At 71.4% G+C, this 17,175-nt stretch carries 2 protein-coding genes; one reads left to right on the top strand and one right to left on the bottom strand.

Translation table 11 applies throughout. The features are described from left to right. Positions 1-2: 2 nt before the first annotated feature. Complete coding sequence (locus tag BI335_RS12290; RefSeq protein ID WP_172421884.1) at positions 3-15,842, bottom strand: DUF7507 domain-containing protein; 15,840 nt, start codon at positions 15,840-15,842, stop codon at positions 3-5. 247 nt (positions 15,843-16,089) lie between these two features. On the opposite strand from BI335_RS12290, the gene BI335_RS12295 reads away from it, so the two are divergent. Further along, the gene (locus BI335_RS12295; protein WP_229119575.1) at positions 16,090-17,157 is read left to right on the top strand and encodes an alanine racemase; all 1,068 of its coding nucleotides are present in this window, start codon (positions 16,090-16,092) and stop codon (positions 17,155-17,157) included. The last annotated feature ends 18 nt before the right edge of the window (positions 17,158-17,175 follow it).

Here is a 17,175-nt window from a genome sequence, read left to right on the forward strand (position 1 = left end):
GCCTACCCGCGCCGGCGGCGCCGGCGACCGATCGCGATCAGCGCCACGCCCGCGGGCAGCATCCCGAAGGCCAGCAGCAGCTGCCACAGCTCCCAGTCGTTACCGGTGTTCGGCATCGGCGGCTGACCGGGCTGACCCGGGGGCAGCGGGTACGGCGGCTGGCCCGGACCCGTGGGTGGCTGCCCCGGCCCCGGCGGCTGGGTCGTCGGCGGCTGACCCGGATTCGTCGGCGGCTGGGTCGTCGGCGGGTTGGTCGGCGGTACCGGCTTGTCGTTGACCGTCACCGTCGCGGTCGCGGAGTTGTCGTCCCCGGCGGGATCCTCCACCGCGGCGATCCGGACCGAGTTGGCGGCCTGCCCGGCCCGGTCCAGGCGTACCACCAGTTCCAGGGTCGCGGTCTGGCCCGGCGCCAGGTCACCGATCGTCCAGGTGCCCTGCTGGTACCGCCCGGTGCCGGTCCGTGCCTCCAGCACCGTGGCCCCACCCGGCAGCTGCTCGGTCACCGTCACCCCGGTCGCGGTCGACGGACCGGACCCGGTCGCGGTGATCGTGTAGCGCACCTGGTCACCGACCGTGACCGCTCCACTCGAGGCGGTCTTGGTGACCGCGACGTTGCTCTTCCCGGTCACGGTGCTGGTGGTGGTACCGGTGTTGTCGGCCGGATCCGGGTCGCGGGTGTCGCTGGTCACCGAGGCGGCATTGCTCAGCTCACCGCGCGTGGCCGGGGCGACGGTCGCGTTCACCGTCACGGTGAAGTCCGTCCCGGCGGCCAGCTGGGCGGCGGTGCAGTCGACCGCGTTCCCGGTGATCGCACAGGTCACCCCGTCCGGTACCGGGCCGAGGGTCGGGTTGGTCACCCCGGCCGGCAGCGTGTCGTGCAGGCGTACGCCGACCGCGGCGGCCGGGCCGTCGTTGCGGACGGTGAGCTCCCAGCCGGCCGGCTCGCCGGCGACCGTACCGCCGGAGACGACCTTCTTGGTGACGCTCAGATCGGCGGTGGCGACCACCGGCGTGGTCACCTGGGCGGTGTTGTCGCCCGGGTTCGGATCATCCGGCGAGGTCACGGTGGCCGAGTTGGTCAGCGCACCGAGGGCCCGCTCGGACACCTTCGCGGCGATCGTGATCGTCATCGTGCCGTCGGCGGCGATGACGCCCGGATCACAGGTCAGCACCTGGCCCTGGACCGGGGTGCAGGTCCCCGTGCTGGGCGTGACCGAGGTGACCTCGACCCCGGCCGGCAGGGTGTCGGTGACCGCCACCCGGCGCGCCGGGCCCGGGCCGGCGTTGCGCACCGTCAGCGTCCAGGTCAGGTCCCCGCCGGGGTTGACCTGGGCGGCGCTGGCGGTCTTGGTGATCGACAGATTCGCCGGCGCGGTCGGCGTGCCGACGTTGCTGCTGTTGTTGCCCGGGTTCGGATCCGGATCGGGCGAGCTCACCGAGGCGGTGTTGCTGAGATCGCCCTGCTGATCGACCGCGACCGTCCCGGTCACGGTGATCACCTGGCTGACGCCGGCCGGCACCGTACCCAGGTCGCAGTCGAGTACACCGCCGGTGATCGTGCAGCGCTGGTCGTCGACCTGCGGGTTCTGCAGGCCGGTCGGCAGGACGTCGGTGACGGTCGCCTGCTGGGCGGTGGACGGGCCGGCATTGCGGACCGTCAGCGTGTACCGCAACTGCGCACCCGGCACCGCCGGTGAGGGATCGGCCGTCTTGGTGATCGACAGATCGGCGCTCCGCCCGATCGTGATCGGGTCGGCGTCGTCGCGGTTGTCACCCGGATCGGGATCGCTGGTCGGCGAGCCCACCTCGGCGGTGTTGACCAGGGTGCCGGTGGCGTCCGGGTCGAGGGTGCCGCGCACCTGGATGGTCACCGTGCGGCCCGGGGCCAGGTCGCCGAGGTCGCACCGGTTGGCGGTGCAGGTGCCCTGCGAGCTGGTCAGGGTCAGGTCCCGGACCGCGGCCGGTGCCAGATCGGTGAGGGTCACCGTGCGGGCGACCGAGGGGCCGTCGTTGCGGACGGTGATCGTCCAGGCGACCGGCTGGCCGGCGGTCACCCTGCCGTTCTTGACCACCTCGGTGTTGATCGCCTTGGCCACCGACAGATCGGCGCTGCCGGTCACCTCGGTGGTCGTGGTGGCGGTGTTGTTGTCACCGGTGCCGTCGAAGCTGCCGCTGGTCACCTCGGCGGTGTTGGTGATCGGCTCCAGCCGGTCGGCCGGCACGTCGGCGGTCAGCCGCACGGTCAGCGCGTTCGCATCACCCGGGGCCAGCGGGCCGTTCGCCCGGCAGGTGAGCAGCCCGTCGGTGATCGCGCAGGTCATCCCCGCGGGTGCGGTGACCTGCGGGTTGCCGAGCCCGGCCGGGATCCGGTCGGTGAGCACGACCCCGGTGGCGGTCGAGGGACCGTTGTTGGCCACCCGGAGTTCCCAGGCGATCTGGGTGCCGGCGACGACCTGCGCGGGCCCGGTCTTGGTCACCTGGACATCGCTGCTCGGGCTGACCGGGATCGCGTCGGTGGAGGTGTTGTCGCTGCCCTCACCGTCGGGGTCCTCGGAGCCGACACTCGCGCGGTTGATCACCTGCTGGTCCGCATAGTCGGCGGGCAGCCGGCCGCTGACGGTGATCCGGACGGTCTGTCCGGGCTGCAGCTCACCGAGCGCACACGCGCCGGTCGGCGTACACGCCACCCCGTCCGGGGTCTGGAACGTCACATCGCTCAGCCCGGCGGGCAGGCTGTCGGTGACCGTCGTATTGCGGGCGGTGGACGGGCCGTCGTTGGTGACGATCAGCGTCCAGGTCGCCAGCCCCTCGGGCCCGGGCGCGCCGGGGATGACCGCGGCGCCGGGGTCGTGGGTCTTGGTGATCGACAGGTCCGCGTCGCGGGTGACGGTGGTGGTCGCGTCGTCGCTGCGGCCGTCGTCGCCGCCCGGGTTGGGCTCGGGGGTCGGCGAGGTGACGGTGGCGGTGTTCACCAGCTGCTGGCCGGTGTACGCCGCCGAGACGCCGGCGTCGACCATCACGGTGATGGTGACGTCGTCGCCGACCCCGACCGTGCCGAGATCGCAGTTGACGGTCCCGCTCGGGCCGCCGGCATCGATGCGGCACTGGCCCTGATCGGTGCGCACGGTGGCGCCGGTCAGGCCCGCGGGCAGCTCGTCGCGGACCGTCACGCCGGTCGCGAACGACGGGCCGGCGTTCTGCACCCGCAGCGTCCAGCTGATCGGCTGGCCCGCCACGACGGTTGCGGAGCCGGTCTTGGTGATCGTCAGATCGGCCTGCGGGGTGGTCGGCTCGGTGCTGGTGGCCGAGTTGTCGCCGGTATTGCCGTCCGGCGTGGTGCCGGTGACCGAGGCGACGTTGACCACGTCACCGGTCAGGTTCGCATCGACCCGGACGGTGACCTCGATGGTGACCGTGGCGTTCGGTGCGATGGTGCCGAGCGCGCAGTCGAGCTGCTGCCCGGTCATCGTGCACTGGCCGGCGGAGGCGGTCGGCTCGCCGACGACGCTCAGCCCGGCCGGCAGCCGGTCGGCGACCGTGACCCCCTCGGCGGTCGACGGCCCACCGTTGCGCACGGTGATCGTGTAGCGCTCCTCGGTGCCCGGCACCAGCGGTCCGGTGGTCAGCTGCTTGGCGATGGACAGATCGGCGTTGCGGGTGACCGCGACCGTCGAGGTGTCGTTGTTGTTGCCGCCGTCGGGATCCGCGGTCGGGCTGGAGATGCCCACCGAGTTGCGGATCGCGGTACCGGCGTAGTCCGGGGCCACGGTGCCGGTGACGGTCAGGGTGACCGTCTGGCCCGGGGTGAGGTCACCGATCGCGCAGTTGGCCGGATCGGCGCAGGGCTGCCCGTTCGGCAGCACGACCCGGCCGTCGACCAGGCCGGCCGGCAGCTGGTCGGCGACGCTGACGGTACGCGCGGTCGAGGGCCCGGCGTTGCGTACCTCGATCGTCCAGGTCACCGGCGCACCGGCGACCACCTCGGCGGGACCGGTCTTGGTCACCTGGACATCGGCCGATTCGCCGACCGTGCCGTCGGCGGACCCGGAGTTGTTCTGCTGGATCGGATCCGGGGTGGCGCTGGTGGCGGTGGAGGTGTTGGTGAACCCGGTGTCGAAGTTCTGCCCGACGGTGCCGGTGATCCGGATCGTCCGGCTGGCCCCGACGGCCAGGTCACCGAAGCCACAGCTGACGTCCCGACCGGTAACGGTGCAGGCCGGGTCGTCGACGGTGATCCCGCCGACCTGGCTGGGCACCGGGTCGGTGAGCGTGACCGCGCGGGCCAGCGAGGGCCCGTTGTTGGTGACGGTCACCTCGAAGGTGATCGGCGCACCCGCGACCACGGACCCGACGATCTTCTTATCCACCTCGAGATCCGCGGAGGCGGCGGCCGGGGTGGTGGCGGTCGAGGTGTTGTCATCGGGGGTCGGATCCGGGGTCTGCGATTCGATCCGGGCGGTGTTGGCCACCTCGGCGCCGGCGTAGTCGGCGGCCAGCGTGCCGGTGATCCGGAGCTGGCGGGAGTCGCCGGTGGCGAGGGTGCCGATCGGGCAGGTCACCGTGCCGCCGGCGATCTGGCAGGCGGTGCCGTCGGACAGGGTCGCGGTCGGGTTCACCAGACCGGCGGGCAGCTGGTCGGTGAGTTGTACGCCGACCGCGGTCGACGGCCCGTTGTTGCGGGCCGTGATCGTCCAACCGGCCGCCTGGCCGGCGGTGAAGGTGCCGGCGTCGGCGACCTTGCTGACCGACAGGTTCGCGCTGCTGGTCACCTCGGTGGTCGTCGTCGCGGTGTTGTCGTCACCGTTCGGATCGGTGGTCTGCGAACCGACGGTGGCGGTGTTCACGACCGGCTCGGTGCGGCCCTGATCGATGGTGCCGGTGACGGTGATCTCGACGCTCGCGCCCGGCGCCAGGTCACCGAGCGGGCAGGTCAGCGCCCCGTCCGCGATCGCGCACTGGGCGCCGTTCACGGTGGCGGTCGCGCCGCTGATACCGGCCGGGATCTGATCGGAGACCAGGACCGCGCGGGCGACCGACGGTCCGGCGTTGCGGGCCGTCACGGTCCAGCTGACCGAGGTACCAGCGGTGGCGGTGGCCGGGCCGGTCTTGGTCACCGACACGTTCGCGGTGGTGTCGATCGGCACGGTGGAGGTGCCGGTGTTGTTGCCCGAGTCAGGGTCATTGGTTCCCGCGGACACCTCCGCGGTGTTCACCAGTTCACCGGTGACACCCGGATCGACGGTGCCGGTGACCTGCACCGTGACCGTGCCGCGGGCCGGGACCCGGGCGATGGAGCAGGTGAACGTCCCGTCCGCGACCGGGCAGGGGACCCCGTTCAGGCTGACCGAAGCGCCGGTCACCCCGGCCGGTACGGCGTCGGTGATCCGGACATCGGTGGCATCGGAGGGGCCGTTGTTGGTGACGGTCACCGTCCAGCCGATCGGGCCGCCGGCGGTGGCCCGCTCGGCGGTCGCGGTCTTGGTCAGCGCCAGATCGGCGCTGCCGCCGACCGGGGAGGTGGCGTCGCCGGAGTTGTTGCCTGGGTTCGGATCGGCGGTGGTGCTGGTGGTGGTGGCCCGGTTGGTCAGCTGACCGGTGAAGCCGGCGCCGACGGTACCGTCCACCCGGACGGTGATCGCGTTGTCGGGCGCCAGATCCCCGAGCTGACACTCCAGCGCACCGGCGGCGTTGACCGCGCAGCTGCCCGCATCCGGCGTACCGCCGGTGATCGTGACCCCTGTCGGGGCCGGATCGTCGAGGGTGATCCCGCGGGCGGTCGACGGGCCGGCATTGCGGATCGTGATCTGCCAGCTGACCGGCGCGCCCGCGACCGGATTCTCGGTGAGCAGGGTCTTGGTCACCGACAGATCGGCCGCCGGGGCGGTCGGCTCGGTGCTGGTGGCGGAATTGTCGCCGGTGTTGCCGTCCGGGGTCGTCCCGGTGACCGAGGCGACGTTGACCACGTCACCGGTCAGGTTCGGATCGACCTGGACCGCGACCTGGATGGCGACCGTGGCGTTCGGGGCGACGGTGCCCAGGTCACAGCTCACCTGCTGCCCGGTCACGGTGCAGGTGCCGGCGGAGGCGGTGGGCTGGCCGACGACGGTCAGGCCATCGGGCAGGTGGTCGGTGACCAGCGCGCCGGTCGCGGTGGACGGGCCGGCGTTCCGGACCGTGATCGTGTAGCTCTCCTGGGTGCCGGGCACCAGCGGCCCGGTGGTCAGGGCCTTGCTGATCGACAGGTTCGCGTCCCGGTTCACGGTGACGACCGAGGTGGCGTCGTTGTTGCCGCCGTCGGGATCGGCGGTCGGCGTGGAGGCCGACGCGGAGTTGCGGATCGTGGTGTCGGCGTAGTCCGGGGCGATGGTGCCGGTGACGGTCAGCGTGACCGTCTGTCCGGGCGTCAGGTCCCCGATCGCGCAGTTGCTCGGATCGGCGCAGGGCTGGCCGTTCGGCAGCAGCACCCGGCCACCGACCAGGCCGGCCGGCAACTGATCGGCGACGGTGACGGTACGCGCGGTCGAGGGTCCGGCGTTGCGTACCTCGATCGTCCAGGACACCGGCGACCCGGCGGTCACCTGGGCCGGACCGGTCTTGGTGATCTGGACATCGGCCGATTCACCGACCGTGCCGTCGGCGGAGCCGGAGTTGTTCTGCTCGTTCGGATCGGGCGTGGTGCTGGTCGCGGTGGCGGTGTTGGTGAACCGATCGCTGAAGCTCTGGCTGACCGTGCCGGTGATCCGGATCGTCCGGCTGGCGCCGACCGCGAGGTCACCGAGACCGCAGGAGACGTCCTGCCCGGCGACGGTGCAGGCCGGGTCGTAGGCCGCGACGCCGGTGATCTGGCTCGGCACCGGATCGGTCAGCGTGACCGCGCGGGCCACCGAGGGCCCGTTGTTGGTGACGGTCACCTCGAAGGTGATCGGTGCACCGGCGACCACGGTCCCCACGATCTTCTTGTCCACTTCGAGATCCGCGGAGGTGGCGACCGGGGTGGTGATGCTGGTCGTGTTGTCGCCGGCGTCCGGATCGGGGGTCTGGGAGGTGATCTGCGCGCCGTTGGTCACGCCGGTACCGGCGTAGTCGGCGGCCAGCGTGCCGGTGATCCGGATCTGGCGTACCTCACCGGTGTCGAGGGTGCCGATCGGGCAGGTCACCGTACCCTCGGCGATCTGGCAGTCGACATCGCCGATCCGGGCGGTCGGGTTGTTCAGTCCGGCCGGCAGCTGGTCGGTGACCTGGACCGCGGTCGCCGTCGACGGCCCGTCGTTGCGGACGGTGATCGTCCAGCCGACCGGCTGGCCGGCGGTGAAGGTCGGCGAGTCCGCCGGCTTGGTGATCGACACATCCGCGCTGGCGGTGACCTCGGTCGTCGTCGTCGCGGTGTTGTCGGCACCGTTCGGGTCGGTGGTCTGCGAGGCGACGGTGGCGGTGTTCACCACCGGTTCGGTACGCGCCTGGTCGACGGTGCCGGTGACGGTCACCTCGACCGTCGCACCGGGCGCCAGGTCACCGAGCGGGCAGGTCAGCGCACCGTTCTGGACGGCACACTGGTTCCCGTTCACCGATGCGGCGGCGCCGTTGACACCGGCCGGGATCTGATCGGTCACGACGACCGCGCGGGCGACCGAGGGGCCGGCGTTGCGGGCGGTCACGGTCCAGCTGATCGTCGTACCGGCGGTGGCGGTCGCCGGGCCGGTCTTGGTCACCGACACATCGGCGGTGGTGTCCACCGGCACGGTGGCGGTGCCGGAGTTGTTGCCCTGGTTCGGGTCCGGGGTGGTCGCCGTCACCGAAGCGGTATTGGCGATCTCACCGGTCGCGGCCGGGTCGACGGTGCCGGCGATCGTCACGGTCGCGGTGCCGCCGGGCGCGATCCGATCCACGGGGCAGGTGTACGCCCCATCGGCCAGTGCGCACGGGCTGCCGTTGATCGTCACCGTCGGGTTGCGCACCCCGGCGGGCAGCCGGTCGGTGATCCGGACACCGGTGGCATCCGAGGGCCCGTTGTTGGTGACGGTCACCGTCCAGCCGATCGGACCGCCCGCGGTGACCCGCTCGGTGGTCGCGGTCTTGGTCAGCGCCAGGTCGGCGCTGTTCGCGACGGGTGCGGTGGCATCGTCGGAGTTGTTGTCACCGTTCGGATCCGAGGTGGTGCCGGTCGCGGTCGCGCGGTTGGTCAGGTCCCCGGTGAAGTCGGAGTTGACCACACCGGCGACGCGGACCCGCACCTGCGCGCCGGGGGCGATGTCGCCGAGCTGGCATGACAGCGCGCCGGCGGCGTCGACCGCGCAGCTGCCCGCATCCGGCGTACCACCGGTGATCCGGGCACCCGCCGGGGCCGGATCCTCGAGGGTGATCGCGCGGGCGGTCGACGGACCGGCGTTACGAACGACGACCTCCCAGGCGATCGGGGCACCGGCCACCGGATTCTGGGTGAGCAGCGTCTTGGTCACCGACACGTCCGCCGACGGCGCGGTCGGCTCGGTGCTCGTGGCGGAGTTGTCGGCGGTGTCGCCGTCGGGCGTGGTGCTGGTCACCGAGGCGACGTTCACCACCTGACCGGTCAGGTTCGGATCGACCTGGACGGTGACCCCGATCGTCGCGGTGGCGTTCGGCGCCAGGTTGCCGAGCGCGCAGTCGACTTGCTGGCCCTCGACGGTGCAGGTACCGGCGGTGGTGGTCGGCTGACCGACGACCGTCAGCCCGGCGGGCAGCCGGTCGGCGACCGTCGCCGCGTCGGCGGCCGAGGGGCCGGCGTTGCGGACGGTGATCGAGTAGGTCTCCTGGGTGCCCGGGACGAGCGGCCCGCTGGTCAGGGTCTTGGCGATGGACAGGTTCGCGTCCCGGTTCACCGCGACGGTGGAGGTGTCGTTGTTGTTGCCGCCGTCGGGATCGGCGGTCGGGGTGGCGACACCGACGGAGTTGCTGATCGTCGTCGCGCTGTAGTCGGGCGCCACCGTGCCGGTGACGGTCAGGGTGGCCGCCTGGCCCGGGCCCAGGTCACCGATCGCACAGTTGGTCGGGTCCGGGCAGGGTTGCCCGTTCGGCAGCAGCAGCTGGCCGTTGGTCAACCCGGCGGGCAGCTGGTCGTTGACGCTGACCGCACGCGCGGTCGAGGGCCCGGCGTTGCGGACCTCGATGGTCCAGATGATCGGCGAACCGGCGGTCACCTGCGCGGGGCCGGTCTTGGCGACCTGCAGGTCGGCGGACTCGCCGACGACGCCGTCGGCGGCGCCGGTGTTGTTCTGCTCGATCGGGTCGCGGGTGTCGCTGGTCGCGGTGGCGGTGTTACGGAATCGGTCGTCGAAGCTCTGGCTGACGGTGCCGGTGATCCGGATCGTCCGGCTGGCGCCGACGGCCAGGTCGCCGAAGCCGCAGGCCACGTCCTGGCCGGTGACGGTGCAGGCGGGGTCGTCGACGGTGATCCCGCTGATCTGGGTGGGGACCGGGTCGGTCAGGCGTGCGTTCCGCGCCACCGAGGGCCCGTTGTTGGTGAGGGTCACCTCGAAGGTGATCGGCGCCCCGGCGACCACCGGGCCGACGATCTTCTTGTCCACCTCGAGATCGGCGGCGGCGGCGACCGGGGTGGTGGTGCTGGTCGAGTTGTCGGCGCCGTCGCCCTCGGGGGTCTGCGAGGAGACCTGGGCGGCGTTGGTGAGGTCGGCACCGGCGTAGTCGGCGGCCAGGGTGCCGGTGATCCGGAGCTGGCGTACCTCACCGGTACCGAGGACGCCGATCGGGCAGGTCACCGTACCGCCGGTGATCTCGCACGAGGTGCCGTCGGGCAGGGTCGCGGTCGGGTTGACCAGACCGGCCGGCAACTGGTCGGTGACCTGTACGCCGACCGCGGCCGACGGGCCGTCGTTGCGGACGGTCAGCGTCCAGCCGACCGGCCGGCCCGCGGTGAAGGAGTCGGTGTCGGCGACCTTGGTGATCGACAGGTTCGCACTGCTGGTCACCTCGGTGGTCGTCGTGGCGGTGTTGTCGGCGCCGTTGGGGTCACCGGTCTGCGAGGCGACCGTGGCGGTGTTGGTGACCGGTTCGGTGCGGCCCTGGTCGATGGTACCGGTGACGGTGATCTCGGCGGTCGCGCTGGGCGCCAGGTCACCCACCCGGCAGGTCAGCGCACCGTTCTCGACCGCGCACGCGTTGCCGTTGAAGGTCGCGGTCGCGCCGTTGACACCGGCCGGGAGCGGGTCGGAGATGACGACCGCGCGGGCCACCGACGGGCCGGCGTTGCGGGCGGTCACGGTCCAGCTGATCGAGGTACCGGCGGTCGCGGTGGCCGGGCCGGTCTTGGTCACCGACAGGTCGGCGGCGGCATCCAGCGGCACGCTCGAGGTGGCCTCGTTGTTGCTCGGGTCCGGGTCGGGGGTGGTCGCGGTCACCGACGCGGTGTTGGCGATCTGGCCGGTCGCGTTCGGATCGACGGTGCCTGTGATCGTCATCGTGGCCGTGCCGCCGGCGGCGATCCGGTCCGCCGGGCAGGTGAAGGTGCCGTCGGTCAGCGTGCAGGCGGTGCCGTTGATGCTGGCGGTCGGGTTCTGGACACCGGCCGGGACGGCGTCCTTGATCTGTACGCCGGTGGCATCGGAGGGGCCGTTGTTCGTCACGGTCACGGTCCAGCCGATCGCGCCGCCGGCGGTGGCCCGCGGGCTGGTCGGGGTCTTGGTCAGCGCCAGGTCCGCGCTGCCGCCGACGGGTTTGGTGACGGCGCCGGAGTTGCTCTCGGTGTTGGGATCCGGGGTGGTGCTGGTCGCGGTGGCCCGGTTGGTCAGGTCGCCGCTGAAGTCGGGGTTGACCACGCCGTCCACCCGGACGGTGATCTGGTTGCCGTCGCCGGGGGCGAGATCGCCGAGCCGGCAGTCGAGACCGCCCTGCGGGTTGACCGCGCAGGTGCCCGCATCGGGCGTACCGCCGGTGATCCGGACGCCGGCCGGGGCCGGGTCGCTCAACGTGATCGCGCGGGCGGTGGAGGGTCCGGCGTTACGGACCGTGACCTGCCAGGAGATCGGCGCGCCGGCGACCGGGTTGGCGGTCAGCAGGGTTTTGGTGACCGAGACATCGGCGCTGCTGCCGACGGTTCCGGTGGCGTCGTCGGTGGCCGGGTCGGACGGGGTCTGCGAGGTCGCGGTCGCGGAGTTCGCGATCTGGGTGCCGTCGGGGGTGTCGGCGGGGATCCGCACGGTCAGGGTGATCGTGCGCACCTCGCCGGCCCCGACCCCGACGCTGGCGAAGTCGCAGGTGAGCGTCGTCGGCGTACCGCTGGGCGTACAGGTCCCGCCGCCGTCCGCGGTCGCGGACACGTATTCGGCCGGGGCCTGGATGGTATCGGTCACCCGCACCCCGCGGGCCACCGACGGGCCATCGTTGCCGACGGTGATCCGATAGGTGGCGGTGCCGCCGGCGACCACCGGCCCGCTGGTGAGTTCCTTGTTGATGGTCAGCTTCGCGGCCTCACCGATCTGGTCGGTGGTCGTCGAGCTGTTGTTGTCGGAGTTCGGGTCGGTGGTGGTGGTCGCGACCCGGGCGGTGTTGGTCAGTGTCTGGCCGGTGCTCTGCGGATCGAGCTGGTAGCGGACCAGGATGGTGATCGACTGACCGGGGGCCATGTCACCGAGGACACAGGTCATGTCCGGACTCTGGGTCGGGTCGGAGCAGGAGCCGGAGCTGGGCACGGCGTCGATATAGCTGGTGCCGGCCGGGGTCGGGTCGGTGGCGATGACGCCGCGGGCCGTCGACGGGCCGTTGTTGGTGACGGTCAGCTCGTAGCGCATCAGACCGCCGGCGATCGGCGTACTGGCCGAACGCTTGACCATCGACACGTCGGCGACGCTGTCGACGGTGCTGTTCACCGTCGACTGCCGGGTTCCCGCACCCGGGGTGGTCGAGCTGACCGAGGCGGTGTTCGTGATTGTCGAACCGGCTTCGACCGCCGGATCGGCCACGGCCTCGACGACGACGGTACGCGAGGTGCCGGCCGCCACCGTGCCGAAGTCGCAGCGCAGATCCTGGCCGGTGAGCTGGCAGGCCGGATCGCTGACACCGACGGGGCGCACCTGCGCCGGGAAGGGATCGGTGAGCACCACCGCGGCGGCATCGGACGGGCCGGCGTTGGCGACGATGACCTTGTACGCGATGGTGCTGCCGGCCACCACCCGCTGCGGCGCTTCCTTGCGGATCCGCAGGTCGGCGGACTGGCTGATGTCGGCGGTCACCTCGGCGGTGTTGTTCGCGGTGTTCGGATCGGGGGTCTCGGTGGTGGCGGTGGCCACATTGCGCAGGCTGCCGGTGGCGTTGGAATCGACGGTGCCGGTCACGGTGATCCGCACCACGTCCTTGGCGGCGATCACCGGGCGGCTACAACTCACCGTCTGGCCGGTGACGGTGCAGGGCTGGCCGGCGATGGTTGCCGAAGCGATCCGGAAGGAGCTCGGGAGCTGATCGGTGACCACCAGGTTGCTGGCATCGGAGGGACCGTTGTTGGTCGCGGTGATCACGTAGCTGGCCGTGCCGCCGGCGACCAGCGGCGAGGGGCTGACCGTCTTGGCCAGCGCGATGTCCGCCTGGGCGGCGACGACCACCCGCGCCGAGCTGGTGTTGTTGGCTGCATTGGTATCGGTGGTCGAGGTCTGCACCTGGGCGGTGGCGGTGATGGTCGTACCCGGCGGTACCGAGTTGTCGACCAGCGCCCGCAGGGTGATCGGCGGCAGCGTCTGGCCCGGCTGCAGCGTTCCGACGTTGCAGGTGACGGTGGTGCCGGTGACGACGCAGGCGCCGCCGGCGGAGCCGGCGACCGGGGTCATCCCCGGCGGCACCTGCCCGGTGACGACCACGTTCTGCGCGGTCGAGGGACCGTTGTTGCCGATCACCAGCTGGAAGGTGGCCTCCGCGCCGGCATTCACCGTCTGGGTGTCGGGAGTGAGGGTGACGAAGACGTCGGCCCGACCGGTGACGGTGCTGGTCGAGGTGGAGGTGTTGTTGCTCGAGGTCGGATCGTCGGGGGTGGTCGCGGTGACCGTGGCGGTGTTGCTGGAGGTACCGCGGGCATCGGCGGCGACCCGGCCGACGATGGTGATCGTGGTGCTGCCGGGCTCAAGATTGCTGATGGTGCAGGTTACCGTCTGCCCGGAGGTGCTGCAGGGGGAACTGCTGGAGACGAAGCTGACCCCGCTCGGCAGGGTGTCGGTGACCCGTACGCCGGTGGCCGCGGACGGCCCGTTGTTGGTGACCTGCAGGGTGTAGGTGACCTGTTCCCCCGCGACCAGGGTGCCGTTGCCGCTGGTGGTCTTGACGATCGACAGGTCGGCCTGCTGGCCGCCGCTCGCGGTGTAGGTGGAGGTGTTGTTGCCCGGCACCGGGTCCGGGGTGCTGGAGGACACCTGTGCGGTGTTGGTGAGCGGACCGGAGCCGCCGGCCGGGGTCTGCACCCGGATGCTGACCGAGGCGGTCTGCTGGGGTGCCAGGTCGCCGACCTGGCAGGTGACGGTCCGCCCGTTGATCGTGCAGCCGCTGCTCGCCGAGACGAAGGTCACCCCGTCCGGCAGGGTGTCGGTGATCACCGCATTCCGGGCCGTCGAGGGCCCGTTGTTCAGCACCGAGAGGTTGTAGGTGATGGCATCGCCGTAGTTGAACTGGGCCGGGCTCTGGGTCTTGCTGAGCTGCAGATCCGCGCTGGTGGTCGGGGTCACGGTCACCGAACCGGTGTTGTTGCCCTGGTTCGGGTCCGCGGTGTCGGAGGTCGCGGTGGCGGTGTTGGTCATCGCGGCCTGCCGGTCGGCGGCGACCAGATAGGTGGTGGTCACGGTGACCGAGGCGCCGGCGGCGATGGTGCCGATCTGGCAGGTCACCGTGCCGGTACCGGAGCAACTGCCCTGGCTGGTGGTTGAGGACACGAACGTCAACCCGGTGGTCGACGGGTCGTTCAGCGTCACGTTGGCGGCATCGGAGGGGCCGTTGTTGGTGATCTTGATGCTGAACCGGACCTGCTGTCCGGCCACCACCGGATTGGTGAGCACGGTCTTGACGACCTGCAGGTCCGCCTGCGGGGCGATCGTGACGGTGGCGCTGGCGGTGTTGTTGGCCGCGTTCGGGTCGGTGGTGGTGCTGGAGACCCGGCCGGTGTTGACCAACTGGCCGCTCGGCGTACTCGCCGCGACCTTGGCGACGATGGTGATCGGGATGCTCGCCCCGACCGCCAGCGAGTTGGCCTGACAGGTGATGGTGCCGCTGGACTCGGTGCAGGTGGTGCCCGCGGGCGCGGTGGCCGAGACATAGCTCATCCCGGTCGGCAGCACGTCGGTGATCTTGACCGCGCTGGCCACCGAGGGCCCGGCATTGGCGGCGGTCAGGGTGTAGGTGACGTTGTTGCCGGGTGCGACGGTGGTCGGGCTCGCGGTCTTGGTCAGGCTGACATCGGCGGCGGTGGTCACCCCGGTCTGCACGGTCGCGGTGTCATTGGTGCTGTTGTAGTCGGACGTGGTCGAACTCACTGTCGCGGTGTTCACCTGGGCCGTCGTCACATCCGGCGAGATCGTCGTCGTGATCGGCACGGTGACGCTCGCCCCGTTCGCGAGCGAGCCCACCACACAGGTCACGTATCTGCCGGACACCGAACAACTCGTCCCCGCGGGTGGCGCCGAGGAGACATAGGTGGTCCCTGCGGGGAGCGTGTCGACGAACTGGACGCCGGTGGCCGTGCTCGGGCCGTTGTTGGTGACGGTCACGTTGTAGGTGACGTTGCTGCCCGCGGTCTGGGTGGTGGGCGTTGAGGTCTTGCTGATCGCCAGGTCGGCGGCCGGTGCGACGGGGGTACTGACGCGGCCGGACAACGAGGTCTTGGCGCTGCCATCCCGGTCGGTGTACGCCACCGAGGCCTGGTTGGTGATCGTCTGCTCGGCCCCGGTGGGCAGAATCCTGGCGCGGAACTTGGTCGTGACCGCCGCTCCGGGCTCGATGATCCCGCCGCTCGTGCCGGTGGCACCCTCGCCGACGTTGAACCGGACGGCATTGTTCGCGTAACTGCCGACGTCGCCGTCGACGGCGTCGGTCTTGGTACCGGTCTGGCCGGCGGTGGGGCTCGCGGTGACCGACAGCGTCCCCGGGACGTAGGCGGTGTTGGTCGGGATCTGATCGGTGATCACGCTGCCGGTCGCCGGGGACCCACCCTGGTTGGTGGTGGTCACCGTGTACTCCATGATGTCCCCGACCTGTGCGGGGCCGGAGGTCCGGCTGATGTTGGTCTGCGTCTTGGTGGTGACCAGGCAGGCGCCGGTACCGAAGCTGATGTTGTCGAGGAAGTTGCCGACCGACAACGTCCCGCCCGAGGAGGAGACGGCCCGGAACGCGAAGCGGGTGGTGGTCTGCCCGGCGGGCACGACATAGGTGCCGGTGTACTTGCCCCAGGCGGTGTTCCCGTCCGTCATCTGGCGGGTGAAGTTCGGCGTGGCGCCGGGAGCGCCGAGATCGAGCGCCATCGTGTCGGTGCCCTGCCGGCCGCGGTGGTCGAGGCTGTAGTAGAGGGTCTGGCCGGGCGTGGTCGCGATGTCCTGGTAGAGCGTGGAGGGCTGGGTCGCGTTCAGCTCGGCGAACTGGCTGCCCGAAGAGGACGGCACACCCAGGAATCCGGTCCGCCAGAGCTCGATCAGCTTGTCGCTGGCGGTGGTGGACCAACCGGGCACCGAGGTCTGCGGGAGCTGCGCGTTGCTGCTCGTGAGCACCGGTTGCTCGAAGCCGCCGTTGACGAGGGCGACGGTGTTCAGACAGGCAACCGGGTCCTGCCCGTCCGGACCGGGCGCGGCGTAGGCGGGGGTGCTCGGGATCGGCAGCAGGCCGGGCATCACGAGGGATGACGCAAGCACCAACCACGCAACCACCGGGTGGAGCTTGGTGGTCCGTCTGCGCTGGGGGTGACGCATGGTGGAGCCTTTCGACCGGCCCGGGGGCGGTCCGTAAGGTGCCCACCCCCAAAGGCACACTTGCCGGCGAGCTTAGCCACTGGTCGACATTTCTGCACCCCCTGATGTCAACCCGCGGTGGAAGGTTGGGCACCGCCACCGGCGAGGGCGCCCCGGTAACGTGAGGTCCGTGACCGGACTGACGCTGACCATCGACGCCGACCGCTGGCGGGCGTACGCCCGTGGCCTCACCGAACGGATTCCGGGACTGGTCCCGGTCGCGAAGGGCAATGGCTACGGCTTCGGCCTGCAGCGCCTGGCGGCCGAGGCGACCGCACTCGGCCTGGACACCCTGGCCGTCGGTACCCCCACCGAGGCCGCGGCGATCAAGGAGCATTTCGCCGGCGACATCGTGATCCTGCTGCCCTGGGAGCCGAACGATCCGCATGCGGTCGAGCAGGCCCGCGATCCGAGGGTGATCGTGACCGTCTCCCGGCTCACCGATCTGGAGGTGCTGGCCAACCTCGGGGGCGAGCGCCCGCGGGTACTCGTCGAGGTGCTGACCAGCATGCACCGCCACGGCCTGCCCAGCGAACACCTGCAGGCCGTCCAGGCCTGGCAGGACTTCCTCCAGCTCGAGGGCTGGACGGTGCATCTGCCGATGGCCGCGAACGGCTCCGGCTACCGTGGCAACCGCACCGAGGCGGAGACCCTGGCGCGGATGGCGCGCGATGTGGCGCCGGCGCCGATCTGGTTCTCCCATCTCGACGACGCCGACTATCTGGCGCTGGCGGCCGAGCTCGGTGAGGGGCAGACCCGGCTGCGGATCGGTACCCGGTTGTGGCTGGGTGATCCGGCGGCGCTGCGGGTGACCGCGACCGTGCTGGACGTGCACCCGGTGAAGCGGGGCCAGCGGATCGGCTACTGGCAGCGGCCCACGGTCACCGACGGCTATGTCGTGGTGGTCTCCGGCGGTACCGCGAACGGGATCGGCCTGGAGGCGCCGAGCGTGGCCAAGAACGTCCGCCAGCGGGCGATCTCCTTCGCCACCGGCGGCCTGGAGGCGGCCGGCCTGGCGCTCTCCCCCTACACCATCGGCGGCGCCAAGCGCTGGTTCGTCGAACCCCCGCACATGCAGTCCTCGCTCGTCTTCGTCCCCGCCAAGGTCGAGCCGCCTCAGGTCGGCGAAGAGATCCCGGTCGAAGTACGCAACACCATCGCCACTTTCGATCACGTGGTGACCCCCGACGCTGGCTGAGCGAGCGAGGAACGAGCG

This window comes from Enemella evansiae, from assembly GCF_002250705.1.
GTDB classification, from domain to species: Bacteria; Actinomycetota; Actinomycetes; order Propionibacteriales; family Propionibacteriaceae; genus Enemella; species Enemella evansiae.